At 66.7% G+C, this 25993-nt stretch carries 21 protein-coding genes and 1 tRNA gene; 11 read left to right on the top strand and 11 right to left on the bottom strand.

Translation table 11 applies throughout. The annotated features are described in order from the left end of the window. Nucleotides 1-77: 77 nt before the first annotated feature. From AC5RTS_RS05640 to AC5RTS_RS05630, 3 genes are read left to right on the top strand one after another with little or no spacing between them, the layout of a single operon-like run. Nucleotides 78-1037, top strand: coding sequence for a J domain-containing protein (locus tag AC5RTS_RS05640; RefSeq protein WP_493991096.1), 960 nt, complete (start codon nt 78-80; stop codon nt 1035-1037). Nucleotides 1038-1080: 43 nt separating this feature from the next. Beyond that, nucleotides 1081-1548 (top strand): tRNA (cytidine(34)-2'-O)-methyltransferase, encoded by a 468-nt coding sequence (locus AC5RTS_RS05635; protein ID WP_493991095.1) that lies wholly within the window; start codon nt 1081-1083, stop codon nt 1546-1548. Between the two features lie 14 nt (nt 1549-1562). Beyond that, the gene (locus AC5RTS_RS05630) at nt 1563-2366 is read left to right on the top strand and encodes a class I SAM-dependent methyltransferase (RefSeq protein ID WP_493991094.1); all 804 of its coding nucleotides are present in this window, start codon (nt 1563-1565) and stop codon (nt 2364-2366) included. An 80-nt stretch (nt 2367-2446) separates the two neighbouring features. Here AC5RTS_RS05630 and AC5RTS_RS05625 read toward each other — a convergent pair whose 3' ends face one another. The 4 genes from AC5RTS_RS05625 to AC5RTS_RS05610 form a co-directional block, all read right to left on the bottom strand. Further along, a complete protein-coding gene (locus tag AC5RTS_RS05625; protein ID WP_493991093.1) occupies nt 2447-3190 on the bottom strand; it encodes a PIG-L deacetylase family protein in 744 nt (247 codons plus the stop codon). A 1-nt stretch (nt 3191) separates the two neighbouring features. Further along, on the bottom strand, nt 3192-4139 hold the full coding sequence (locus tag AC5RTS_RS05620; RefSeq protein ID WP_493991092.1) for an electron transfer flavoprotein subunit alpha/FixB family protein: 948 nt from the start codon (nt 4137-4139) through the stop codon (nt 3192-3194). A 67-nt stretch (nt 4140-4206) separates the two neighbouring features. Then, nucleotides 4207-5046 (bottom strand): electron transfer flavoprotein subunit beta/FixA family protein, encoded by an 840-nt coding sequence (locus AC5RTS_RS05615; protein WP_493991091.1) that lies wholly within the window; start codon nt 5044-5046, stop codon nt 4207-4209. A gap of 208 nt (nt 5047-5254) precedes the next feature. Continuing rightward, the gene (locus AC5RTS_RS05610) at nt 5255-6823 is read right to left on the bottom strand and encodes a S1C family serine protease (RefSeq protein ID WP_493991090.1); all 1569 of its coding nucleotides are present in this window, start codon (nt 6821-6823) and stop codon (nt 5255-5257) included. Between the two features lie 309 nt (nt 6824-7132). Here AC5RTS_RS05610 and AC5RTS_RS05605 point away from each other — a divergent pair, with 309 nt between their 5' ends. Continuing rightward, on the top strand, nt 7133-9253 hold the full coding sequence (locus AC5RTS_RS05605) for a TPM domain-containing protein (protein WP_493991089.1): 2121 nt from the start codon (nt 7133-7135) through the stop codon (nt 9251-9253). 104 nt (nt 9254-9357) lie between these two features. Beyond that, the gene (locus AC5RTS_RS05600; protein ID WP_493991088.1) at nt 9358-10098 is read left to right on the top strand and encodes a PspA/IM30 family protein; all 741 of its coding nucleotides are present in this window, start codon (nt 9358-9360) and stop codon (nt 10096-10098) included. Between the two features lie 40 nt (nt 10099-10138). Here AC5RTS_RS05600 and AC5RTS_RS05595 read toward each other — a convergent pair whose 3' ends face one another. The 4 genes from AC5RTS_RS05595 to AC5RTS_RS05580 form a co-directional block, all read right to left on the bottom strand. After that, nucleotides 10139-10675 (bottom strand): DUF6328 family protein, encoded by a 537-nt coding sequence (locus AC5RTS_RS05595; RefSeq protein ID WP_493991087.1) that lies wholly within the window; start codon nt 10673-10675, stop codon nt 10139-10141. A 78-nt stretch (nt 10676-10753) separates the two neighbouring features. Then, nucleotides 10754-10827 (bottom strand) — tRNA-Met (locus tag AC5RTS_RS05590). Nucleotides 10828-10885: 58 nt separating this feature from the next. Continuing rightward, the gene (locus AC5RTS_RS05585; RefSeq protein ID WP_493991086.1) at nt 10886-13900 is read right to left on the bottom strand and encodes a UPF0182 family membrane protein; all 3015 of its coding nucleotides are present in this window, start codon (nt 13898-13900) and stop codon (nt 10886-10888) included. A gap of 238 nt (nt 13901-14138) precedes the next feature. Beyond that, nucleotides 14139-15365, bottom strand: coding sequence for a YlbL family protein (locus AC5RTS_RS05580; RefSeq protein ID WP_493991085.1), 1227 nt, complete (start codon nt 15363-15365; stop codon nt 14139-14141). A 259-nt stretch (nt 15366-15624) separates the two neighbouring features. On the opposite strand from AC5RTS_RS05580, the gene AC5RTS_RS05575 reads away from it, so the two are divergent. Next, entirely contained in the window at nt 15625-17106 is a 1482-nt protein-coding gene (locus AC5RTS_RS05575) for a zinc-dependent metalloprotease (protein WP_493991084.1), read from the top strand. A 71-nt stretch (nt 17107-17177) separates the two neighbouring features. On the opposite strand, the gene AC5RTS_RS05570 is transcribed toward AC5RTS_RS05575, so the two are convergent. After that, nucleotides 17178-17762, bottom strand: coding sequence for a M48 metallopeptidase family protein (locus AC5RTS_RS05570; RefSeq protein ID WP_493991083.1), 585 nt, complete (start codon nt 17760-17762; stop codon nt 17178-17180). Between the two features lie 133 nt (nt 17763-17895). On the opposite strand from AC5RTS_RS05570, the gene AC5RTS_RS05565 reads away from it, so the two are divergent. Beyond that, the gene (locus AC5RTS_RS05565) at nt 17896-19020 is read left to right on the top strand and encodes a ThiF family adenylyltransferase (protein WP_493991082.1); all 1125 of its coding nucleotides are present in this window, start codon (nt 17896-17898) and stop codon (nt 19018-19020) included. On the opposite strand, the gene AC5RTS_RS05560 is transcribed toward AC5RTS_RS05565, so the two are convergent. Together AC5RTS_RS05560 and nudC are read right to left on the bottom strand one after the other, a co-directional pair. Further along, nucleotides 19017-21143: an ATP-dependent DNA helicase UvrD2 gene (locus AC5RTS_RS05560; RefSeq protein ID WP_493991081.1), complete on the bottom strand. Its 2127-nt coding sequence runs from the start codon at nt 21141-21143 to the stop codon at nt 19017-19019. The two genes, AC5RTS_RS05565 and AC5RTS_RS05560, sit on opposite strands and share 4 nt — an antisense overlap. Continuing rightward, entirely contained in the window at nt 21140-22102 is a 963-nt protein-coding gene (gene nudC, locus AC5RTS_RS05555; protein ID WP_493991080.1) for an NAD(+) diphosphatase, read from the bottom strand. Before nudC ends, AC5RTS_RS05560 begins: the two co-directional genes overlap by 4 nt. 156 nt (nt 22103-22258) lie before the next feature. On the opposite strand from nudC, the gene AC5RTS_RS05550 reads away from it, so the two are divergent. From AC5RTS_RS05550 to AC5RTS_RS05535, 4 genes are all read left to right on the top strand, one after another. Beyond that, entirely contained in the window at nt 22259-23761 is a 1503-nt protein-coding gene (locus tag AC5RTS_RS05550; protein ID WP_493991079.1) for a phosphotransferase, read from the top strand. 229 nt (nt 23762-23990) lie between these two features. Continuing rightward, nucleotides 23991-24371 (top strand): GntR family transcriptional regulator, encoded by a 381-nt coding sequence (locus AC5RTS_RS05545; protein ID WP_493991078.1) that lies wholly within the window; start codon nt 23991-23993, stop codon nt 24369-24371. Continuing rightward, nucleotides 24368-25300 (top strand): ABC transporter ATP-binding protein, encoded by a 933-nt coding sequence (locus AC5RTS_RS05540; RefSeq protein ID WP_493991077.1) that lies wholly within the window; start codon nt 24368-24370, stop codon nt 25298-25300. Before AC5RTS_RS05545 ends, AC5RTS_RS05540 begins: the two co-directional genes overlap by 4 nt. Then, on the top strand, nt 25297-25983 hold the full coding sequence (locus AC5RTS_RS05535; RefSeq protein WP_493991076.1) for a hypothetical protein: 687 nt from the start codon (nt 25297-25299) through the stop codon (nt 25981-25983). Before AC5RTS_RS05540 ends, AC5RTS_RS05535 begins: the two co-directional genes overlap by 4 nt. Nucleotides 25984-25993 lie beyond the last annotated feature (10 nt).

Raw genomic sequence — 25993 nt, 5'->3', positions numbered from 1 at the left:
GTCGGTAGAATTGCTCCACTTAGCCTCACCCGCCCCCTAACGTCCCCGCCTGCGCAGCCCTCCGGAAAGGAACCGCCGTGAGCCCGTCCGGCCCGACACTCTATGAGGTCCTGGGGCTGACGCCTGCGGCATCAGCGGCAGAGATCAAATCTGCATACCGGAAGGCAGCACGGGAAACCCATCCGGACCACGGTGGAGACAGCGAGCGCTTCCACCGCGTTACGGATGCCTACCGCGTCCTGTCCGACCCCGGGCAGAGGCAATCCTATGACCGGACGCTCGGCGGCAGCGGCAGGCCAGCGGCCGGCGGTACCGAACCGGCGAACGCAGCACGCCGTCCCGCAGCCGGAAATGCAGCCGGCAGGCCCCCGGCCGCAGACCTGGACCGGCCACCGATCTTCGTGCCGGACTTCTCGCCGCGGAACCCGCCGCTGATTCCCCTGACGCTCGCCGGCCAGCAGATCCACGGCGCTCCCCGCCGTCCGGGTTTCTTCTCCCGGCTCGGCTCCACGGGCAGCCGGTTCGATGCGGAGAACCTGACCATCCGGCTGCTGGACCGTGAAGTCCTGGACGAGTACCCGGCGGCCAGGCTGGTCAACGGCCTGCACATCCCCGACGCCGGACCGGGCGGAGGCAACCTCGACGTCGGGCACGTGCTGTTGGGCGGCTACCGCATGGCCGTGCTCGGGTCGCTGATGGCATCCGAGGGCAACTACCGGTGGGACGGCCGGCACCTGCGGCACCGCGGCCGGGAAGTCTCCACCCTCCGCCTTGCCGATGCCGTCCGGACGCTGCAGTCACGCTTCCCCGACTGCCTTGTGGCAGGCTGGCTGGTCCTGCATAGCCCGAACGGTAATCCGTTCGAGCCGATCGTTGATTATCCGCCCTCGCTCAGCCGCTCCGCGCCCGCCACCCTGCACGTGGCCAACCCCGGCGGGCTGGTGCGGGAGCTCCGGCGCTTCTTCGCCGAGGGACCCACCCCCAACGCTGTCCAGCTGCCGGTGCTGGCACCGCTGATCGACGCCTCGTCCCGCTGACCGGATGCGGCCCGGCCGGGGTGCTCGGGCATAGGATATAGCTGTGTTCCGCATCCTTTTCCATACCCCTGAAATCCCGGGCAACACCGGGAACGCCATCCGTCTTGCCGCCATCACCGGGGCCGAGCTTCATCTGGTGGAGCCGCTGGGCTTCAGCCTGGAGGATTCCAAGCTTCGCCGGGCGGGCCTGGACTACCACGACCTCGCAGTGCTCCATGTGCATAAGACGTTGCAGGACGCCTGGGATGCGCTGCGGCCGGAGCGCGTTTTCGCGTTTACGTCCGATGGCGATACCTCCTATACCGATATCCAGTACCGGGCCGGTGACGTCCTGATGTTCGGCCGGGAGTCGGTGGGACTTCCGGCGGAGGTCAAGGAGGATCCGCATGTCACCGCCCGCGTGCGGCTGCCCATGCTGCCGTCGCTGCGTTCCCTCAACCTTGCCAACTCCGCCTCCATTGCCGTGTATGAAGCCTGGCGCCAGCACGGCTTCGCCGGTGCCCAGATCTAGCGAAGGATCCACCCATGTCTGAACACCCCCTCGGGACCACTTACGACGACGGCGCCGCCGACTTCGAACGCCTCGCCCCGTCGCTGTGGAACCCGATGGGCAACGCCCTGGTGGCGGCGGCCGACATAGCCCTGGGCGACCGCGTCCTGGACGCCTGCTGCGGCAGCGGAGCCACCACCATCCCGGCCGCACAGTTCGCCGGGCCGGACGGCGTGGTGCACGGAGTGGACCTGAGCGAGGAACTCCTGGCCCTGAACCAGGCCAAGGCGGACACCCTCTCGCTGAACAACGTGCAGCTGGCGAAGGCGGATATTTCCGATTGGGCCGCCGAGGAGCCCTATGACGCAGTGCTGTGCGCCTACGCGGTGTTCCTGCTCCCGGACATGGACGCCGCCGCTGCGGCCCTGGTGTCCTCGCTCCGCAGCGGAGGACGCCTTGCCCTCAGCACCTGGCAGGAAGGCGCTGCGGCCGAATTCAACGAGCTGCTGTGGAAGGCATGCCGGCAGGAGCGTCCGGATCTGGCCGATGCCGCCACCCACCCGGCCGTCGAGAACCTCAGCCGGCTGGATTCAGTGGAAAAGCTCACCGCCTGGCTGCAGGGGCTCGGACTGCAGGAGGTCACCGTGACGCCGACGCCGGGCCGGGTGCAGCTCAGCGGATCCCTGGCCTGGTCGCTGGTGCTGGGCAGCACCTACCGGACGCTGCTGCCCGCCGACCCGGCGGCGGCGGAACGGGTACGCGAGGCGTTCCTGACCGAACTCGGCGATGATTTCGAGCTCAACACCGACACCCTGATCGCCACCGGAGTCCGTCCCTAGGACCTGTCCGCACCCGGCCGGCGTTGCGGGCCGGGTGCGCCTGCTCGCAACGGCGGCTGCCGCTTCCCGGTCCGGACCGGTCAGAAACCTGCGATGGTTTGGTCCGTGTTCACTCCAACGGCATGGAAAGCCTCGGCACTGGATCCCTCAGGCAGGTGGTGGCGTTTGGCGTTCTCCTGCAGGAGCCGGCGGACGGTGGCGTCCATACGGTCAATATCCGGGTGCTGGCTGGCATGGACCCGGATCGCGGCAAGCTTTGCGTCCACGGTCTCAGTGACGTCGACGGCGGTGTTCTCCCGTTCGCGGGGAGCACCGTAAAACCATAGCCACGGCACCTTGTATGCCTCGAGGCCCTGCTCCGCCAGTTCGGGATAGGCGAAGGGGTTCTCCGCCGCCGGGTAGACCGCACGGGTCACGATCTCGCCGCAGGCGAGATGATCCGGATGGCTGGCCTGCAGCCTGTCCCAGTTCCGTTCGGGATGCATTGACAGGACCACGTCCGGCCGGACCCGGCGGATCAGTTCCACCGCGCGGGCAATCACTGCATGGTTGACCTCGAGGTAACCGTCCCGCTCATCCAAAAAGACCACGTCCCGCGCACCGACCTGCCGAGCCGCTGCCCGCTGTTCGTCCCTGCGCAGCCCGCTCACATTGGTGCGGTCCGCCGGATCGAACCCGCCGGCGTCGCCGGAGGTCATGATGCAGTAGGTGATGTCCGCGCCTTCGCGCGCCCAGCGGGCCACCGTGCCGGCGGCGCCAAAGTCGATATCGTCCGGATGGGCGGCGAAGGCCAGGACCCGGCGCGGCGTGGAAACAGCTGCCACCTTAGGACCTGCGCTTCCGGATCTCCTCAGCGGCCTGGGGCAGTACGGAGAAAAGATCCCCGACCACACCGAAATCCGCGATTTCGAAGACGGGTGCGTCGGCATCCTTGTTCACGGCGACAATGACCTTGGCGGTCTGCATGCCTGCCTTCTGCTGGATGGCGCCGGAGATGCCTGCGGAGATATACAGCTGCGGGGACACCGTCTTGCCGGTCTGGCCCACCTGCGCCGAGTGCTCGATCCAGCCTGCATCGGTGGCCGCACGGGAGGCGCCCACGGCACCGCCCAGCAGATCGGCCAGTTCCTCCACCGGCCCGAAGTCCCCTTCCATGCCGCGCCCGCCCGCGACGATCACCCGGGCTTCGGAGAGTTCCGGCCGCCCGCTGACCCGTTTGCCGGTGCGGCTTGTCACACGGGCGGCAGGACCGGTTTCCGGTACCGGGAGCTCAACCAGTTCCAGCGTCGGAGCGCCGTCCTGCGCCGCTGCGGGCTCGATGCTGTTGGCCTTGACCGTGATGATGGGGGTGCCGCTCTCCACCCGGCAGGTGGAGGTATAGGACCCGGCGAGGACTGATTTGGTCACGGACAGGTCCGGGGCAACTGCCACGGCATCGGTCACCACGCCGGAACTGAGCTTGATGCCGGTGCGGCCGGCAATCTCGCGGTCTTCGAAGGAGTTGCCCAGCAGGATGGCCGACGGCTGCTCCGCCGTCGCTGCGGCCGCCAGGAAACCGGCCTTTGCGGCCACGAGCACGCCGTCGAGCTCCCCGGCAGGCTCGTAAACCTTGACCGCCCCATGGGAGGCAAGGGCGGCGAGCAGCTCGGGGTCCGGACGGCGGGCCGCTGCGACCACCGGCTCTCCTATGCTGCCGGCCAGGGTCAGCAGCTCACGGGCGGCACGGGGCAGGGGTAAATCAGGAACATCGAGAAAAACCAGAACGGACGCCATGAATGCGCTCCTTTGGGACGTGGGCGGCGGCGCGTGGGGTGCGCCGGGTTCGAAGTGGTCGGGTTCGCTAGATAAGCTTCTGCGCTGCGAGGAAGTCCACCAGCTGCACGCCGGCGGTACCGTCGTCGGTAATGACGGTGCCCTGGGCGCGTGGCGGCCGCGGTGCCGATGCCGCAACCGATGTCCAGGCGCCTTCCAGGCCTACTTCCGCGGGTTCGAGACCGATATCCGCGAGGGAGAGGACCGTGATGCTTTTCTTCTTAGCCGCCATGATGCCCTTGAAATTCGGGTACCGGGGTTCGTTGGCCTGGTCCGTGACGGATACCAGGGCCGGCAGGGGGGCCTCGACGGTTTCGGTGAAGGAGTCGCCGTCGCGGCGCGCCTTAACCAGGGTGGCGCCGTCCGTTTCCGTGACCTCAAGTTCGGACGCGAAGGTGATCTGCGCCAGCTGCAGGCGTTCGGCCAGCTGCGCGGGGACGAGGGAGGTTTCGCCGTCGGTGGAGGCCATCCCGGTGATCACCAGGTCCACCGGGCCCAGGGTCCGCGCGACGGACTGGACGGCGGCGGCCAGGGCCAGGGACGTCCCCGAGGCATCGGAGCCGGCGAGCGCGGCATCGCACAGGTGGACCCCGGAGTAGGCACCAATCTGGAGGGACTTCTTGACCGCATTGACGGCGGCCTCGGGTCCCATGGCGAGGGCAGTTACCTTGTTTCCGGCGGCTTCGCCTCCGCGGGCCTCCGCCAGGGTCAGTGCGGCTTCCAAAGCGTATTCGTCCAGCTCCGAGAGGATGCTCTCCGAGCGGTCGAGGGTGTGGCCGGGGCCGGTGAGATGCCGGTCGAACTGCGCGTCGGGGACGTGCTTTACCAAGACGACAATATTCAGCGGACGGTTGGCTGAGTCCTGCATTCCGGCCTTTCCGGTAGGAAGATCAGTTCCCGACGGCCTGGAAGTTCTCCTGCCGACGTTCCCGCCCGTTGGGCGGTGCGTTTTAAGTCAATCACACCCCGAACGGGCATTGTGCCCGGTGCAGGCGGAAGGGCCGCCCCGGATGCTTCCGGGCGCGGCCCTTCGTCGTGTTCTTCTGTTGATCCGGTCTTGTGTTTACTCGGCCGGGCTACTGGTTGGCGGAATCCCCGAGGGTCACGTCGGTGCTGGAGGCCTTTCCGCCGCGGGTGTAGTCCACGGTGGCCTTCCCGCCTGCAGGCTGCATCCGGATGGCTGCGGTCAGGGACTGGGCGTCGGTGATCGGGATGCCGTTCACCGAGGTCACCACATCGCCGGCACGCAGTCCTGCCTTCTCTCCCGGGGACCCCGGGACCACTTCGGCAACCTCGGCCCCCACTGTGAAGGAAGAGGACGAGTTCGACGCCGTGGCGGGCTTTACGGAAACACCCAGGTATCCGTGCGTTGCGGAGCCGTTGTCGATGATCTCATCCGCCACCCGTTCCGCGTAGCTGATGGGGACGGCGAATCCGACGCCGATGTTGCCGCTGTCTTCACCCGCGGTACCCGAGGCTGCCGAGGCGATGGCCACGTTGACGCCGATAACGTCGCCGTCAGTGTTCACCAGGGCGCCTCCGGAGTTGCCGTGGTTGATGGCCGCGTCTGTCTGGATGACATTCAGGTAGATGGAGCTTTCCGCCGAGGACTGGTTTTCCGAGGAACCGTCCGGCGGTGCGAACCGGAATCCGAAGCCGTCGTCCTCGGGCTCCTCCGAACCGTCCGTCTCCCCTTCCGGCGCGGCGGAGGACTGGACGCTGATGGTGCGGTTAAGCGTGGACACAATACCGTCGGTGACCGTGCCGGAGAGCCCCAGCGGAGCGCCGATGGCGATCACGGTGTCGCCAACGTTAAGGTTTCCGGAGTCACCGAGGGACGCCGGCGTCAGGTTGTCGGCATCCACCTTGATGACGGCGAGGTCGGAGACCGGGTCGGTGCCCACGATGGTGGCCGGGAGCACCCGCCCATCGGACATCTGCACCTCAATGCCGGGGTCGCCGGTGAGCCCGCCCAGGGTCACCACGTGGGTGTTGGTCAGGATATGCCCGTCATCGTCCAGGACGATTCCCGAGCCGGTCCCGCTGTTGCCCGAGGCCGCAACCTCAATGGTCACCACGCTTGGGGAGGCCTTCACCGCTGCCGCCGTGACCGCATTAACGCTGTCTTCGTTGTTGACGACGACGGTCTGGGACTGTCCGGCCTGTCCCGCACCTGAAGTCCCGTCATCCAGCAGCGCGTTGGCCCCTACGGCCACACCGCCGCCGAGGAGCCCGGCGAGGAGCATTCCCGCGACCAGGGTGCCGGCACCGAACTTCTTGGCCGTGGACCGTCCCGCCGCCGGCGCGGCCGGCGCCTGGTGGAACGAACTGCCGGTGGACTCACCGTAGGTCTGCGGCCCGTAGGGTGCCGCTCCGTTTGCTTCGGCTGCGTGCGGGGAGGATCCGTGTGCTGACGGAGTGTGGGATGAGGGAGTGTGTGATGAGGGAGTATGCGGGGACGAGCTGTCCGGGGCATCCGCGCCGGGGTTCCGGTTGGCAGCAGCTGCAGCCGGATCATTCAGCGGCTCCGTGAGCGGACCTGTCTGCGGATCGTTCTGGGCGGAGCCGGCGGAGGACGGCGGTGCCGGCGGGCGGGGCGGCAGCGGCCGTGCAGGGCCGTCGTTTCCCCCGTGGTGCTCAGTCATGTGGGCTGTCCTTTCGAAGTTCGATGTACCCATGGTGTAGCCACAACGTTCTGTATCTACTATGACAGCGCTTGCTGGGACATATGAGGATGGATGCTGAACATCGGCTGTGAAAACGCCGAATGTCCCCTCCGCAGCCTGATCTTTCTCCTGACGGTAAAAGGGCAGGTCAGAGACGGGTGCCCCACCGGTCCACCGACGGCGGGGGCGCCTAAGCGTGGTGGACGCCGCATGGGGTGGCCCCTAGAATCGGTACCAACGGTTGCTGGGACCTGAACCCGGGGCGAGACGCAAACCAAAGGATTATCTATGCAGTCACGGTACAGGTTGGCAGCCATTCTTGGCTTGGGTGCACTGGCGGTCCTGCCGCCGGCGGCGGCTTTCGCCGGAACCGCTCCGGCGCACGCTGCCTTTCCCGCCGCCATCCACGGATCATTGCCCGTCGCCCCCGCCCTTCCGGCGGAATCCCCTGTAACCATCCCGCCGGGCGAATACATAGTGGATCCGGCCGATGTGCTGGGGAGCAACGCCGCAGAGGTGGAGCAGGCAATTGCCGATGTACAGGAGAGCACCGGGTACACCCTGTACGTGGTTTACGTGGACTCCTTTACCGGCCCTTCAGATCCCGTCGCCTGGTCCCGGGACGTCGTGCAGGCCAAGGGCATGGGTGCCAGGGAGGCGCTGCTCAGCATTGCCACGGGTGACCGGAAGATCCAGGTGTCCACCGGTGACCAGAGCGTCCTGAACCAGGAGCGGCGGAACGCCATCCTGGCGGCGGCCACCGAACCCCTTTTGGGTTCGCAGAACATCACTTCCTCCCAGTGGGCAGACTCGGCGGTGGCAGCGGCGGAATCGCTGGAGGATATTGCCGGCGGAGGCGACGGGGACGTCGCGGCCTCCGGTTCCGGCTCAGGCATTGCTCCGTTGGTGGTCGGCGGCGTGGTGGTGGCAGGCGGTGTGGGCACTGCCCTGCTGATGCGCAACCGCCGGAAGAACAAGTCCGGAACCGTGGACCCCGCCCGGCGCCAGGGGCCCGCGGCGCCGGTGGACCCGCTGGACACCATGAGCGTTCCCGATCTGCGGAAGCGGGCTGGAAGCCTGCTGGTTGCCGCAGACGATGCCATCAAGTCCAGCGAGCAGGAACTGGGCTTTGCCATGGCTGCCTACGGCGAAGATGCCGTCGCGACCTTCTCCGAGGATCTGGCCGCTGCCCGGAACCATATGGGTGAGTCCTTCAAGCTGCAGCAGCAGCTGGATGACCACATCCCCGACACTGAAGCGCAGCAGCGCGCCTGGCTGAAGGACATCATTCGCCGGTGCGAAGCGGTCAACGAGTCCCTGCAGGCGCATAAAGAGGACTTTGACGCCCTGCGGGAACTGGAGAAGAACGCTCCTGCCGCGCTGGCTTCCGCCCGTGAGTCAGCCGGGCAGGCCTCCTCCCGGCTCAGTACTGCGGCGGCGACCCTGGACGGCCTGCGGTCGCGCTATGCGGTGTCAGCGGTGCAGCAGGTCAGCGACAACATCGACCAGGCCAATGAACGCCTCGCTTTCGTCGCCAATGCCGCCGCTACGGCCGAGGAAAAACTCGCTGAACAGGACACCTCCGGGGCGGTGGTTCTGGTCCGCGCCGCCGAAGAGTCCGTACACCAGGCCAATGTGCTGCTCGATGCGATCGACAAGCGGTCCAGGGAGCTGGACGCCGCGCGCACAGAGCTGCAGCGGGCCGTAGCCGATGCCAGGCAGGATCTCGCCCAGGCCGATGCCTTTTCCGCTTCCGGGGCCTCCCCCGGACTCGCCGGCCCCGTGGCCGGCGTGCGGGCCGCCCTGGAGGAAGTGGAGCGGGCACTGCAGTCCGGCCCGTATGACCCGGTGGAGCTGCTCCGCCGGCTGGAAACTGCGAACACCCAGCTCGATGCGGCACTGGAAGGCATCCGCGACCGGCAGGAACAGGAACGCCGGGCAAGGGACTCCCTCCAGCACGCCATCATGGCCGCACAGGCCCAGATCTCCGGGACCTCTGACTACATCAGGGCGCGCCGCGGCGGAGTAGGCAGCGAGGCACGTACCCGCCTGGCCGAGGCAGAACGCAACCTGCAGCAGGCAGTCGCGATGCAGTCCTCCGATCCGGTCAGTGCCCTCGCCTATGCCCAGCAGGCCAACGCCCTCGCGGCCCAGGCAGCTGACATGGCCCAGCAGGACGTCGACGGTTTCGGCGGCGGCGGCTTCGGCGGCGGCTTTGGCGGCGGACGCGGGAACGGGATGGGTGGCGCCATCCTGGGCGGCATTCTGATCGATTCCATCCTCCGCGGCGGCTCCCACGGAGGCGGCTGGGGCGGCGGCGGATTCGGCGGGTTCGGCGGCGGCGGGTTCGGCGGCGGTGGGTTCGGCGGCGGAGGCGGCGGTTTCGGATCCTCGGGAGGCAACTTCTGATCCACCCGGGCGGATGCCCGGGAAGGTGCACCAAGATGTACCGTGCGGGCCTCATGGCCGGTGCGGGGCAGTACTTACACACAGCAGATTGAAAGGCAGACATCGTGGTTAAGCAGTCGATTTTCGGACGTATCACCCAGTTGGCGAAGGCCAACATCAATGCCATCCTCGATCAGGCCGAGGACCCGCAGAAGATGCTCGACCAGATGGTGCGGGATTACAGCAACAACATTGCCGAGGCTGAAAGTGCCGTCGCACAGACCATCGGCAACCTGCGCATGCTCCAGGATGACTACAACGAGGACATTCAGAACGCCCAGAACTGGGGCAACAAGGCCCTGGCCGCTTCCCGCAAGGCCGATGAGTTCCGCGCCGCAGGCAACGCCGTCGACGCAGAGAAGTTCGACAACCTGGCCAAGGTAGCCATCCAGCGCCAGATCGCATCGGAAAACGAGGCCAAGGGCGCCCAGCCCACCATTGCTTCCCAGGAGGAAATCGTTGAGCGCCTCAAGACCGGGCTGAACCAGATGAAGGGCAAGCTGGACCAGCTCACGAGCAAGCGGGACGAACTCGTTGCCCGGTCCCGCAATGCCGCCGCGCAAACCCAGATGCATGACGCCATGAAGAGCATCGACGTGATGGACTCGACCTCCGAAGTAGGACGCTTCGAAGAAAAGATCCGCCGTGAGGAAGCACGTGTGCGCGGCGCGAACGAGCTGGCTTCATCCAGCCTGGACGCCCAGTTCGAAAGCCTGGAGGACCTCGGCGAGCAGACCGAGGTGGAGGCCCGCCTCGCCGCCCTGAAGTCCGCTTCCGGCAGCAAGCAGTCCGCTATCGAGGACTAGGCGGCCAGACCACTCCCCCTTTGCGAAGGGCGGGCACCGGTTACGGTGCCCGCCCTTCGCCGTTGTGCGGCGGAGCCGGGACGCGGCGGCCGGCGATGGCCCGGCGGCGCAGCATGTAGGGCAGCGGCAGCCAGAGCGCTGCGACCACCAGGGCAATTGCCAGTGCCGCTGCGGCACCTGCCCTGACGGAGAGCACAATATCGAAAACCAGTCCGATGGTCCCCGCCAGGATCAGCCCGACCAGCACGAGCGTAAGGCATAGCAGCAGGTCCGACAGCTCCACCAGCTCCCGTTTGAGGTTTCGATGGATAAAGCTGCGGTGCATCACGATGGTGGACATCAGCAGCGCGGTAACGAGGACGGAAAGGCCCACCAGCGTCAGGTAGATGCCCACCTGGAACCGGTCCAGTTCCTCGAATTTCTGCTGGAAGGGCAGGGTGAGGAGGAAACCGGTGAGGATCTGTGTTCCGGTCTGCAGGACCCGCAGCTCATTCAGCAGATCCGTCCAGTTGCGGTCCAGGGTCCGCAGCAGCCTGTCATCGCTGTCCGGGTTCCGTTCCCGGGGGTTGTCTCCCATTAAGGAAGGGTCTCCCCGGCCCGTGAAAAGCGAAAGTCCCCCGAGGTTCCTTGCGGATCCTCGAGGGACTTTCTTTTGTTGCGGGGGCAAGATTTGAACTTGCGACCTCTGGGTTATGAGCCCAGCGAGCTACCGAACTGCTCCACCCCGCGGCGTGATATCCAACTCTACCCGCCGCGGGGGCCCGGCGCAAACCGGGGACAGTCCCGCTTAGTCGCCGCCCTCTCCGTCAGCCTGGTCCGCGGCACCGTCAGTAGGTTCGCCCGTGGCAGCGTCGCCGGATGTATCACCGGCTGCGCTGTCGAGCTGCTCCTGGGCGGCGGTGGCCCGGGCAATGGCGTCCTTGAGCTGGTTCTGGGTTTCCCCGTAGGCGGCAAAGTCCCCGCGGGCAAGCGCTGCCTGCCCGTCCTGGATCGCCTTGCCGGCGTCGGCAAGTGCGGTAGCCAGTTCGGACTGTGCAGTTGCGTCCCCGCCAGCTCCCGGGGTCTCCGGGGTGGCCCCGACGTTCCCGGCGTCGCCGGTTTCCGCGCCCGAGTCACCGCCAAAGATCTGGTTCAGTGCCTCGTCGAGCGTCGGAGCGAATCCAACCTTCTCGCCGAAGTTGACCAGCACCCTCTGCAGCGTCGGGTAGGAGGAAGCGCCTGAAGACTGGACGTAGACCGGCTGGACATACAGGATGCCGTCACCGACCGGCAGGGTCAGCAGGTTGCCGTTGATGACTTCCGAGGCACCCTGGCGCAGCAGGTTCAACGCATTCGAGACGGTCGGGTCCGAGTTGAACGTGTTCTGTGCCTGGCCGGGGCCTGGAACAGCGGTGTCCGTGGGCAGCGAGAGCAACCGCAGCTTGCCGTAGCTGTCACTCTTGACGCCAGCTTCGCCGGTGCCGGCGTCCGCGTCTGCGGACAGGAAGCCGTAGAGCACGTTGCGTGCCTCGTTGTTTTCGTTCACGAAGGGAATGAACGGTGTGGTCAGCGAGAACGTGGCGTCATCCTGTCCCGGCATCTGCAGGGACAGGTAGTACGGCGGCTGCTTGACGTTGCCGTTGCCTCCGGTCGGATCGCTTGGAACGCTCCAGGCGTCGTCGTTCTTGTAGAACGAGTCCGGGTCGGTCACGTGGTACTTGCCCAGCAGTTCGCGCTGGACCTTGAACTGGTCCTCCGGGTAGCGGACGTGGGCCAGGAGGTCCGCGGACATGTCGCTGTACGGCTTCAGCGTGGAGGGGAAGACCGCCTGCCAGGACTTGAGCAGCGGATCCTCGTCATCCCAGGCATACAGCGTTACCGAGCCGTCATAGGCGTCAACCGTGGCCTTGACCGCGTTGCGGATGTAGTTGACCTGCTCCTGCGGCAGGGCGGCGGCGCCCGGGGTCAGCGAGTCCGTGGTGGCGTCCTGCAGCTCCTGCTGCGTGGAGTACGGGAAGTACTTGCTGGTGGTGTACCCGTCAACGATCCACTTCACGCGTCCGTCAACAATGGCCGGGTAGGCGTTGCCGTCCACGGTCAGGTAGGGAGCAACCTTTTCCACACGCTCGCGGGGATCCCGGTCGTACAGGATCTGGGATTCCTCGTTGATGGCGTCGGCCAGCAACAGCTCGGTGGACTGGAACTTGATGGCATACACCAGCTGGTTGAAGAGGTTGCCCACGCTCGGGCCGCCGTTGCCGCTGAAGGTGGTCTGTGATTCCTCCTCCGAGTTACCGGTCTGCGGACGGTCGATTTCCACCGGCGGGGTGCCTTCGGGTGCGCCGACCACGGAGTACTGCGGGGAGTTCTCGCCGAAGTAGATGCGAGGTTCGTAGGAGCCGTTCTCGGTCAGAACGCCCGTGGAGGGGATGCCGGACTCCATGAAGCTCGGCTTGCCGTCCGCCTCAACCGTTGATCCGCGGGCGGCCACCACGCCATAGCCGTGGGTGTAGAGAATGTGCTCGTTCACCCAGCCGGACGGCACGCCGCCGACGTTCAGCTCACGGACCGCGATGACGGTGTCCTGGACTTCGCCGTCGATCTCATAGCGGTCCACGTTCAGGGTCTGCGGGAACTGGTAGTACTGGCGGAACTGCTGCAGCTGGCTGAACGCGTCGGAGACGACATTCGGGTCCAGCAGGCGGATGTTGGTGGTGGTGCCCGCGTCCTGTGCGAGGGCACCGGCGTTGGCATTCACCGTGGCGTCGTACGGGATCACCTCTGTGTCAGAGAGTCCGTACGCTTCGCGGGTCAGGTCGATGTTGCGCTGGATGTACTCGCGTTCCAGGCTCAGCTCCGACGGCTGGACCTGGTAGCGCTGGACAATCCAGGGGTAGACGCCGCCGGCCACGATGGCGGTGATAATCAGCATTGCCGTACCGATAATGGGCAGGCGCCAGCGGCCAATGACGGCCGAAAGGATGAACAGGACGGCGACGATCACCGAGGCCACGGCCAGGATGGCCTTGGTGGGGATGACTGCTTCAACATCGGTGTAGAGGGCACCGGTCCAGGTCCCGGAGGTGCTCAGCAGCGTGTCGTAGCGGTCAAGCCAGAAATTGACGCCCTGCAGGATAAGGAACGCGGCGGCAATGACCGCCAGGTGGATGCGGGCCGGGCGGCTGACGAAGACGCCCTTCTCCTCCAGGCGGATGCCGCCGTAGAGGTAGTGCGTGAGCAGGCCGGCAATGCCGGCAATCACGACGACGCTGATCAGGAACCCGACGATGAAACCGATGAACGGCAGCGTGTTCAGGTAGAAGCTGTAGTCCATGTTGAACTCGGGATCGGTCCGGCCGAAGTCCCGACGGTTGAAGAACAGCAGTGCCTGCTGCCACATGGACATGGCTGCGGTGCCCGCGAACCCGCCGACAACAATCGGAATGCCGATCATCAGCAGCTTCCGGATCGGCTCCAACTGGGCCTGGTACCGGTTCAGGTTGTCCTGCAGTGCGCTGTCCGGGGCGTAGATGGGGCGCGATTTGTAGGCGACCCGGATACTGGTGAAAACGGCCGCTGCCATCACCAGGAACGCAGCGAGGAACATGCAGATGCGGGTCAGGTTCTCCTTGAGGAAGACTTCCAGATAACCCAATTGGTTGTACCAGAGGACGTTTGCATAGACCTGTGAGAAATACACAAAGCCAATGACAAGCACGGCGACCACAATCAGCGTGGCAATCAGCGGGCTGCGCCGCCGTCGCCTTCCGCTGGACGTTGCCGTGCCGGGTCGGGAAAATGGGCCGTTTGGTCCGGAAGTCACAGTTACCTCATCGTTCGGTGCGTCGGCTCGCGGCATTGCCGGCCGCACCGGAGGGATGTTCTGCGGGGGCGGTGCCCCGTCGCATATGTGTCCCCGCCGGATGGCCCGGAAGCCGTCCGTAGACCATTCTGCCTTGGAACCCTCTCCGGCTGCTACTTCTCCAAGGCGCCGGAGAGAACCTTGTCCCGATCGTAACGAGGCACGGCGGCGCCTGCCAGTGCCCGCGGTCAGCGACCGGCTATGAAGTGCACTGCTGCAGATCCGCCGCGCTGCCGCCGGCGGCAAGTTTTTGCACCGCATACAGCGCCTCTTCAAGCGTGGCGACGCGGACGACGCCGAGGCCCTCGGGCACATGCCCCACAACCTCGGCGCAGTTCGCGGCCGGGGCAAGGAAGAATTCGGCTCCCGCGTCGGAGGCACCGATGAGTTTCTGCCGGATACCGCCGATCGGTCCCACGTTGCCGGCCGCGTCGATGGTTCCGGTGCCGGCGAAGTGCTTTCCCTCGGTGAGCTGCTCCGGCGTGAGGCGGTCGATGATCCCCAGCGCGAACATCATTCCGGCCGAGGGACCGCCGACCCGTTCCATGCCCTGGCCGATTTCGACGTCAAAGGGGAAATCGAACGTGGTTGCCAGCTCGATGCCCAGCTGGTAGGTGCCGGACTCGTTCTGTGCGGGCGTCACGGTCTCCACCTCCTCCGCACCGTCGCGGCGCACCGTCACGTCGGTGGGCGAGCCTCCGACGTCGTTCAGGGTGCTGCGCAGGGTCTCGATACCGTCGATCCGGGTGTCCCCTACCGCCAGGACGGTGTCTCCGGGCTGCAGCAGGCCTTCCGCCGCCGATCCTTCCACCACGGCGGCGACCGTGAGTTCCTGCGTGTACGGAATATCCAGCTCCGTCAGGGCAGCGGCGACCGCGGCTTCCTGGGAAGACGTCATCGCCGCGGCGTTTTCCTCATCCACCTGGTCGCTGGTGGTTCCGGGGGCGTACAGGAACTCCGTGGGGTACACGACGTCGTCAGTGTTCAGCCAGCCTCCCACGGCCTGGAAAATGCTGATGTTGGTGCTGGGGCCGCCGGACACATACACGGTGGTCAGGTCCAGCTCGCCGTCGGTCGGATAGCTGGTGCGTCCCTCGATTTCGATGATGTCCTTGCCGCCGGCGCTGCCCAGCGTGTTGAACGTGGGGCCCGGTGATTCCACCACGTACTGCGCAGGCAGCAGCACTCCCGCTGCACCCAGGAGGAGGGCCAGCGCACCGGAGACGAGCATGGCCCGCGCGCGCGGCGTGCGCCGGGCGGGCGCAGGCTGCCCCTGCCCCAGTCCCTGGTACGGGTAGACGTTGTAGCTTCCGTCCGGCGCGGGGGCCGGTACCGGCTTCCCGGGGCGCGCGCCGCCGGGCCGGCCGTTCCCGGCGGCACTTCCGTTGCCATCGGGGGTACTGCTGTCGTCATGAGAGGGGCGCAACTGACCAACCTTTTCCTGCGCTCTGTTCCTGCGCTCGTGTACGGCATGTTCCCGGCGCCGTGGTCCGGCTGCCAACCCTGCAAGCCTACGCGCCCATCCGCCTGCAGGCGCGAAGGTGCACGCGCCTGGCTTTGCCTACAGCGAACGATCGGCGCCGTACGGGACACACATCAGGCACTGCCGGTAACGTAAAGGGAATATGTCCGGCAGGTGCCGGGCCGTAAGGCACTATCTTCTTCCACAGGACCGGTGGTATCCCATGAGCTCCAACCCATCCGACCGAGGGGACAACCCGCAGGACCCCCTGTCCGAGATGCTTGCACGCCTGTTCGGCGGCGGCGGCGCCGGCGGCATGGATCCCGCTGAACTGGCCAAGGCGGCGGGCCTGCCTTCCGATCCCAACGCCATGGCCATGATCTTCCAGCAGGTCCAGGCAATGTTCAGTGCCTCCTCTGACGGCCCGGTGAACTGGCAGCTGGCCAAGGACAATGCCCGGCGGGTCGCGGCCACCGGCAGCGACCCCTCAGCCGGCCCCAATGCTGCCCGGGAAGTGGATGAGGCGCTGCACCTGGCCGGCCTCTGGCTGGATCCGGTCACCGACTTCGCGGCCACCTCCACACTTGGCCGGGCATGGTCCCGCGCGGAGTGGGTGGAGGCCACCATGGATTCCTGGCGGCGGCTGACCGAGCCCGTGGCCGTGAGCATCTCCGAAGCACTCTCCAACGCCATCACCACCCAGATGCCGGAGGAAATGAAGTCCATGATGGGCGGAGCCTCCTCGATGCTCGCCAACATGGGCGGTGCGATGTTCGGCATCCAGCTTGGCCAGGCGGTAGGCGCCCTGTCCAAGGAAGTGGTCAGCTCCACCGACATCGGACTGCCGCTGGCTTCCGGAACCATGGCGCTGCTTCCGGCCAACGTTGCCGCCTTCGGCGAGGGCCTGGACGTGCCCGAAGCGGAGATCCGGCTGTACCTCGCGGTCCGCGAGGCTGCCCACGCCCGTCTCTTCGCGCACGCGCCCTGGCTGACGGCGCATCTTTTCGGGGCCATCGAGAGCTATGCCCGGGGCATCCATATCGATATTTCCAAGATCGAGGAAGCCGCACGGGACATCGACCCGTCCAATCCGGAATCCATCCAGTCGGCCCTCTCCGGAGGCGTGTTCCAGCCGCAGCGGACCCAGGCGCAGGAAGCTGCCCTGGAGCGTCTGGAAACCGCGCTGGCCCTGGTGGAGGGATGGGTGGACGAAGTCACCGCCGCGGCCACCGCGAATCTGCCTTCCGCCGGCGCGCTGCGTGAGATGATCCGCCGCCGCCGGGCCAGCGGCGGGCCTGCCGAGCACACCTTCGCCTCGCTGGTGGGCCTGGAACTGCGGCCGCGCCGCCTGCGGGATGCCGCGGCCCTCTGGGCGCACCTGACCGAAGAACGCGGAATCGAAGGCCGCGACGCCGTGTGGGAGCATCCGGACCTGCTGCCGACGTCCGAGGACCTGGACGATCCCCAGGGCTTCGGCAAGCGGCGCCAGCTGATCGAAGCCGCCGACTCCGACGTCGATGCCGCGCTCAAGCGCCTGCTTGACGGCGGCTTTGATACCCCGGACGAAGCGGAGAAGCCCGCCGACACCGGTGAGGGTACGGGCGAAGGCTCGGAGGAGCTCAAGGACGCCGGGAATAACGACAGCGACGCTGACGGCAACGGAACCGGCGACACCGATGAACCCGGAAAGCCGGGTTCCAACTAAGCCCCGGAGGAACCGGGCCGGCCAATAGCGGTCGGGCGAGAGGACTGGTGCAGTGCCCGCAGGGCCTTGCGCTAGTCCTCCCCCATTTCCCCCTTAAGTCCGCGCGAACTGGCGAAGGCAGCTCCCGAGAGGAACGCCTTCGCCAGTTCCGTCTGCGGATAGTTTTCCAGCAGCCGCCAGAAGGCCGGGCCGTGAGAGGGGACCAGCAGGTGGGCAAGTTCGTGGAGCAGCACGTAGTCCACCACCCACTGCGGCATCCCCTTCAGCTTGTCGGAAAGCCGGATGGTCCCCCGGCCGGGAGTGGCCGATCCCCAGCGTGAGTTCTGGTTGCTGACCCACCGCACGGAGACGGGCCGGGCGTGCCCGGAGAGATAGCGGCTGGAAAGTTCGGCCGCCCGGCGCATCAGATCGCTTTCACTGGTGGCTTCATCCGGTTCCTGGGACACACGCTGTTCCAGCCTCGCGACCATGCGCTTCACCCATTCTGCTTCCTGGGCGGCGGAAAAGTGGGCGGGGATGGAGACCAGTGCCACGCCGTCACGGAATACCGCGTTCACGGTGCGCTTGCGGCGGGCGGATCGGCGGACCTGGATGGGGATCCCGCTGCTGGTGGTTGCCGGTATCAAAGCATCGGGGGTCCGGGACGGGGAAGGCATGATTCCAGCCTAGCCCCGCCCCGGACGGTCCTGTTGCCTGTGGATAACTGCCCGCCGTGCGGTTCCCCGTGCCAGCATGGTCTGCAGTTGGGCCGGCAGGGGGCGGCGTCGTGCAGACCTCAGGGAGCAGACCATGCGCATCAATCCGGGAATCCATGTACTCGATATCTCGCCGCGGGCGAGGCAACTGGGAATCGGTTCCGGTTCATTGCTGCTGCGCAACCTCCAGGATGCCGATGTCGCCTTTCTAGGCGTCCTGCGCAGCGGGGTGCCGGACGGCACTGAAGCCGCCGCCGCCACTGCCCTGGCGGTGCCGGAGGAACGGGCGGCAGCACTGATCGAAGCGCTCCGCCCCCTGCTGGTTCCGCATGAGGTCTCCGCTCCTCCGGTCCCGTCGCTGCGTTCCGAGCGTCTCTCCCCCGATGGCCGGCGTCTTTCCGCTGCCTACGGCATCAATGGCGAAGAGCCCGTCCGCCGCCGGGCCCAGGCAACGGTTTTTATTGACGGCCTTGGCCGTGCCGGTGCCTTGCTGGCGCGCACGCTCGCGACAGCGGGGGTCGGGCGACTGCTCCTGCGCGATCCTGCCGTGGTCGCTCCGGCCGATGTGGGTGCCGCCTATGCAGTGACGGATATTGGAATGAACCGGGCCGCAGCGGTGAAACGGCATCTGTTCCGGATTGATCCCACCCAGCAGGTGCTTACCTTTACCGATGCCGGGGAGCGCGCGGCGCCGGGAGCGGTAGACCTCGCCGTAACCGTGGGGACCTTGGGAACTCTTCCACGCAGCGGTGACCCCGGGGCCTTGCCCGGCGTGCCAAGGCTCCTTCTATCGGTGAACGAAACCGGCTGGGACGTCGGCCCGCTCCTGGTGCCCGGGTCAACGCCGTGCCTGGAGTGCCTGGACCGCCGCCGTGCGGATACTGATCCGGGCTGGTACGCGGCTGTCGAAGCCCTCACCAACCAGGACAGGGAGCGCCGGTCCGGTGCCGGTCCTTCCCGGAGTCCCGCCGCTGGCCCGGAGTGCGCCATTCCTGAAGGCGAGGAAGCGGCAGGCGCGGCCCTCGCGGCCGGAACGGCGGCCCTGGCGGCCTTGGTCTTCCTCGACGGCATCAACCAGCCGGCGCTGCTCTCCGCGGTGTTGTCGCTGCGCACCTCGGACGGATATTCCCGGCTGCAGAAGCTGGAGTACCACCCTGCCTGCGGCTGCAGGCTGCAGCACCGGGAAACCCGCACCGGGCGGCCGGAACATGCCGCCTAGGAGTCGGCGCCCTGTGACAGCACCTGCAGCACCGCTTCGCCGTAGCGCTCCAGCTTTGACGGACCGACGCCGGGCAGGGTTGCCAGCCGGTTCAGGGACGGCGGACGGTCTTCGGCAATGGCCACCAGCGTCGCGTCCGTGAACACCACAAAAGCGGGGATTCCGGCCTCCTGGGCTGCTTCGCGTCGCCACTCACGCAGGGCCTCAAAGGTCGCTTCTTCATAGGTCACCGGACAGTCGCCGCAGCGGCCCACCTTGCGTTCCGCCCCGGTGGTCAGCAGCGCCCCGCAGCTGCGGCACTTGGCCGGACCGGCAACCTTGCGCCGGGTCTGCTTTGCCGGACCCGCCGTCCGGGCCGTGTCGCGTTCGGTGCGCGGACGCAGCCCGTCCAGGAACCGCGACGGCTTCCGGTTGGCACGCCCGCCCGGTGTCCGTGCCGTGGACCAGGACAGGGCCAGATGCTCGCGGGCACGGGTGATGCCCACGTACAGCAGCCGGCGTTCCTCATCAACGGCCTCGGGGGTATCCGCGAAGGAAATCGGCATCAGGCCTTCGCTGAGCCCCACCAGGTACACCGCGTCCCATTCCAGGCCTTTGGCGGAGTGCAGCGAGGCAAGGGTCACGCCCTGGACGCGGGGGGCGTGCTGTGCGGCCGCGCGTTCCTCCAGCTCGGCCACAAAATCCTGCATGGTGAAGATGCTGTCCGGGTCGCGGGTACGGGCGACCTGCAGTTCCTCGGCCAGCGCCACCAATGCGGCCAGCGACTCCCAGCGTTCCCGGGTGGCTCCGCCGCCTGCCGGCGCCTCCGGCGTGTAGCCGAGCGAGGCCAGGATGTCCCGCACCAGCTGCGGCACCGGATCGTTGCCTACCGACCGGGACGCTGCCCGCAGCTGCAGGACCGCGTCGCGGACTTCCCGCCGGGCGAAGAACCTTTCACCGCCGCGCAGCTGGTAGCCGATCCCGGCGGAGGCCAGGGCCTGCTCATAGGCCTGGGACTGCCCGTTGGTGCGGAAAAGGACCGCGATTTCGCTGGCCTGGACGCCCTGCGCGATCAGCGCCTTGATGGAGGAGGCCACATGCGCTGCCTCTGCCTCGTCGTCGGCACACTCGGTGAAGGTCGGTTCCGGACCGGCCGGGCGCTGCGCCACCAGCTCGAGCGGCGTGGGCCACGCCGGGGCGTTCCGGTTGCGTTCCCCTTCGGCTGTGCGCGCGGCCAGGATCCGGTTCGCCAGCCCGACCACCTGCGGGGTGGAACGGTAGTCCCGGACCAGTTTGACGACGTCGGCGTTCGGGAAGCGCTTGGTGAAATCGAGCAGGTGCCGGGGCGTGGCACCGGTGAAGGAGTAAATGGTCTGGCTTGAATCGCCCACCACGCACAGTTCGTCGCGGGCACCCAGCCACAGGTCCAGGAGCCGCTGCTGCAGCGGGGAAACGTCCTGGTATTCGTCCACCACAAAGTGCCGGTACTGGTCCCGGACCATGGCCGCCACCCGCTCGTCCTCCTGGAGGATGCCCACCATGATCAGCAGGACATCCTCGAAGTCGATGATGTTCCGGTCCACTTTCACGTCCTCATAGGACTGGAAAATGCGGGAAATCGCCGTCAGGTCAAACCCGGCCGGCGGCTCGCGGTCGGCCGCGGCGCGGACATAGCTGTCCGGGGTCAGCATGGAGACCTTGGCCCACTCGATCTCCGCGGCCACGTCGCGGATGGCAGCCCGGTCCGTGGACAGACGCAGCCTGCGGGCCGCCTCGGCGATGATCTGGGCCTTATGGTCCAGCAGCCCCGGCAGGGCCCCGCCGACGGTATGCGGCCAGAAGTACTGCAGCTGCTTCAGCGCCGCCGCGTGGAAGGTTTTGGCCTGCACTCCGTGGGCGCCGAGATCGCGCAGCCGGGTACGCATTTCCGCCGCAGCCCGCGCCGTGAAGGTGACGGCAAGGACCTGCTGCGGTTTGTAGACGCCGGTCGCCACACCGTAGGCCATCCGGTGGGTGATGGCGCGGGTCTTGCCGGTACCGGCACCGGCCAGGACGCAGAGCGGGCCGGTCAGGGTGGTGGCCACTGCCCGCTGCTCGTCGTCGAGGCCGGACAGGATGCGTTCTTCGGGTGATTCGCTGCTCATGCGCGGGCGTTGGCCTCCGGTTCGGTGATGGGCCCGCCGTACCAGCGCTCGATCAGGTTCCGGGCGATGGAAATGGGGCCGGCAATGGTGATTTCGCCGCTGGCGACGGCGTCGGTGAGCTCGCTGCGGCTGAACCAGCGGACATCGGACATTTCAACACCGTCGGCCTGTGCCACGGAGTCTGAGGCCCGGGCGGTGAAACCAAGCATCAGTGAACACGGGAACGGCCATGGCTGGGAACCGAGGTATTGCGGAGAGTGGACAACCACGCCCGACTCCTCCTCCACTTCACGAATCACCGCGGCCTCCAGTGATTCCCCCGGTTCCACGAAACCGGCGAGTGTGGAATACCGGTTGCCCGGCCAGGCAGCGGCGGATCCCAGCAGGATCCGGTCCTGGGCGTCGATCACGGAGACGATGATCGCCGGGTCGGTGCGCGGGAAATGCGAGCTGCCGTCCTCGGGACAGCGGCGGACCCAGCCGCCCTGTTCCGGATGCGTTGCGGCACCGCAGCGCGGGCAATGCGTGTGCACCGCGTGCCAGTTGGCGATGGCTGCGGCCTCCACGAACAGACCCGCATCAAGGGCGCCCAGTTCCGTGGCTGCGGTCCGAAGACTCATCCAGGCGGCGCCGTCCACCGCGAGCGCAGGGTCCGGTTCCGGCAGGGTCACCAGCACGACGTCGGTCCCCTGCGGCACCTGCGCCTCCGCCAACGTGCGGCCCAGGTACACCGGAACCTCGCCGAAACCGCTTTCGGGCGGCTCCTGCAGAACCAGCACGGAGTCCCGGATCAGCGTCCGTCCCTGGGCAATGTACATGACCCGGGTTCCGGCCGCGGCACGCATGGTCTCGAAAAAGTCCGGGGAGACGCGGCGCACTGAACCGCGGTCCACGGCTGTCCTGGCCAGCGGTAATACACCGAGGGGGGAAACTTCTGCTGCCGGTGCCGGGATACTCATACCACCACCGTACTGACTACCTCCCCCCAAACTGTAGTCGGGCCGCAGTGCACCGTCCGGCTTGAGGTTTTCCTCACGGTTTGGGCGACTCGCCGCCGGACAATGGTTATTCGGGACACATCTGCCCATACGGTTGAAGATGTGAAACGGACCCCCATGGAATTGGCTGCAATGGCCAGCGCTGCCGTCCCAGGGCTGACCCCCACCGGCGTTGCCGGTTCCCCCGACGACGCCGCGGATTTCGACGCCGCGCTGCTGGTTGACGATGCCGGGCGCCGGTGGCGCGTCCGCTCCCCCAAGCACCTCGAGGCCAGCATGCGGCTTGAAACCGAGCTGCTGGTGCTGCGCACCTTTGTGCCGGCGGTACGGGCGGAACTGCCGTTTGCGCTTCCCTACGTTGCCGGAACCGTCCGCCAGGGCGAGTTGTGCACTTTCGTCTATTCCCACCTCCCGGGCGCCACCCGCTCCATTGACCAGCTGATGACAGCGGGCAAGGCCGTAGCGGCGGAAATCGGACGGGCCATGGCTGCCGTCCATGCACTCCCCCGCGACCTGGTGACCAAGGCTGACCTCCCCAGCTACAGTGCCAACGAATTCCGCCAGCGCCGGCTGAACGAGCTGGATCAGGCCGCCACCACCGGAAAGATTCCCTCCGTACTGTTGCGGCGCTGGGAACACGCGCTCGAAGACGTCTCACTGTGGCGGTTCAAGCCAACGGTGGTTCACGGCGACCTGCATGAAGACAACATCCTGCTCACCGGTGAGCGGGTCAGTGCCGTCACCGGGTGGACGGACCTCCGCGTCGGTGACCCGGCCGACGACTTCGCCTGGCTGATTGCCGCCAATGATCCCGGCTTCACCCGTAACGTGCATGAGGCCTATCTCGAGGCCGGCAAGGATCCGGAGGATCCGCATCTGATCCGCCGTGCCGCCCTGTCGGCCGAATTTGCCCTGGCCCAGTGGCTGGTACGCGGCGTTGCCGCCGAAAATGACGCCATGGTGGAGGAAGCCGTGGAGATGCTCCGTACCCTCGAAGAGGACGTCCGGGTGCAGGAAGCAGCAGACAAGCGTTCGGGCCAGGCCAGGGCAGCAGAGGCACGCGCCTCGGTGGCCCGGCCGGAGGGCACCGGCGCCGCTGCGGAAGCGCCTTCATCCGCGGCTGCCGCCCAGGCTGAGCGATCCGCCGCCACCGTCACCACCGGCGTCGACACCGCCCGCGGGTCAGCGCGGAATGCCAAGGTAACGGTCGCCCCGATAGCACCGGATTCCGCCCCCTCGGTGACCGTGCAGGACGCAGCGGATGCCGAAAAAACCACCGGAGAAGAAGCCGCCGGGAAAACCGCCGGCTCGGATCAGCCGCTGGCCGACGTGATCGCGCTGCCAGCCCGCACTGAGGGTACAGACCCCGCTACGGCCGAAACAGGCTCGGCGACAACGGACGCCACGGAAACGGACAGCACGGAACGGGACAACGCTGAACAGGCCAACACCGGCCCGTCACCATCGAAGGACACGGGCAATGCCGCACGCGACCCGGAGAACACCTCCGGGGACACAGCGGGGCCTGCGCAGCCGGACTGCGGCGAAGCGGCGGACAATCCCGGCAGCGCCAATCCTTCCACCACGTCCCTTCCCCTGGCTCCGGTCCCGGACAAGTAGCTCGTGTGCCAGGCCTTGCAATAAGCCCTGGACCGGATACTTCCTGGAAAGGTGCTCCGCCTCGGCGGGGCACCTTTTTTGCTGCCCGGAGTGATTGAACAAAAAACCCGGCAAAAAACTTGCCTTCCTACTGCCCCGGTCCTATGGTTAGTTACATAAGTAATGAACCACCTAACCAAACCGGCCTGGACCAGCACTCTCATCCCGGGCACCCAGCGCAGGAGCCGCTTTGATAGATGACAGCAGGCCGATCTTCCAGCAGATCGCAGAACGCGTCGAAGGCGACATCCTTGACGAAATCCTCAAGGAGGAAAGCCAAGTGCCATCCACCAACGAGTTCGCCGCCTTCTACCGGATCAACCCGGCAACCGCCGCCAAGGGAATCAATCTTCTGGTCGATGAAGGCATTCTCTACAAGCGCCGCGGCATCGGCATGTTCGTTGCCCCCGGCGCCCGGGAAACCGTCCTGAAGAAGCGGCGCGAGCAGTTCTATCAGCAGTACGTCCGTCCACTGACGCTCGAAGCACGGAGGCTTGGGATCGACGACGAGCAGCTCGCCGGCTTCATCCAACGCAGCACCGCCGACACCGAAGGGAGCCTGGCACCATGACCGCCGGCACCGAAAACGTGATAGAAACCCGGAACCTGACCCGCCGCTACCGGGACCAGCTAGCACTCGACAATGTGAACCTCAGTATCGCCGGCGGCCGTATTTACGGTCTGCTCGGCCGCAACGGCGCCGGCAAGACCACGCTGATGTCGATCCTGACCGCCCAGGGGTTTGAGTCCGCGGGTGAGGTACGGGTCTTCGGGGAACACCCCTTCGAAAACGAGCGGGTGCTGCGCCGGATGTGCTTTGTCCGCGAGTCGCAGAAGTACCCGGACGACTTCACGGCCGCCAATGCCTTTGCCTCCGCCCGGCTGTTCTACCCCCATTGGGATGCCGGGTTCGCCGCCTCACTCGCCGAGGAGTTCCGCCTCCCCCTGAAGCGCCGGATCAAGAAACTCTCCCGCGGCCAGCTCTCCGCCGTCGGCGTCATCCTCGGACTGGCTTCGCGGGCGGACATCACGTTTTTCGACGAACCGTACCTTGGCCTGGACGCCGTTGCCCGGCAGATCTTCTATGACCGGCTGGTTCAGGACTTTGCCGACCACCCGCGCACCATCCTGCTTTCTTCGCACCTAATCGATGAGGTGGCCAACCTGCTGGAACACATCATCGTGATCGATCAGGGCCGGATAGTCCTGGATGACGACGCCGAGAACATCCGCGGCAGCGCCGTCACCGTCACCGGCACGGCGGACGTGGCGGAGGCCTTCGCCTCCGGCCGGACGGTGCTGCACCGCGAGTCCCTCGGTTCCCTTGTGTCGCTGACACTGGAACACCGAATGGACGACGGCGAGCGCCGGGAAGCCGCCGAGCTGGGATTGCAGCTGACTCCTGTGTCCCTGCAGCAACTCGTTGTCCGGAAGTCGCTTCAAACCACCCGCCCGGACGCACCCGGCACCGAAGTACATAGCCTGGAGGCCTTCAAATGAAGCAGTCACTTGCCGTTGCAAGGATGCAGCTGACGAATAAGTGGATCTACCTGTGGACCCCGCTGATCATCCTCGCCGCCTCAACACTGATTTCCCTGGCCATCTTCGCCATGGTTCCCGATGACGCCACCATCATTTCAGGCTCCGGCCAGGCCGTGATGTGGTACTTCTTTGCACTCGGCATCCAGGCCATGACACTGCTCTTCCCCTTCTCCCAGGCCATGAGCGCCAGCCGGCGGTCCTTCTACATTGGGACCGTGGGACTGTTCACGGCCGTGGCCCTGGTGCTGGCCGTCCTGTACTGGATCCTGGGGCTGATCGAACAGGCCACCGACGGATGGGGCATGCAGGGAGCCATCTTCGCCATCCCGTGGATTGCCGAGGGCACCTGGTATGCCCAGATCCTGTTCTACTTCGCGGTCACCATCCTGCTGTTCCTGGCCGGCTTTTGGAGTTCGACAATCTACAAGCGGTGGCGGACCGTCGGCCTGACAGCGGCGCTGGTAGGACTCGGCGCAGTGTTGCTCGGAGCCATCGCCCTGATTACCTGGCGGGATGCCTGGCCGTCTGTGGGAGCCTGGATGGGCGAGCTGACACCGCTCTCCCTGGCAAGCTGGGTGCTGGCCTCTGCAGCGCTACTGGCCCTCACCTCCTACGCCACGCTGCGACGCGCGGTGCCCTAAGCAACGGCCA

The organism is Arthrobacter sp. MDT1-49-2 (genome assembly GCF_059090185.1).
The sequence above is the reverse complement of the archived record's forward strand: the minus strand, read 5'-3'. Positions and strand labels throughout refer to the sequence as shown.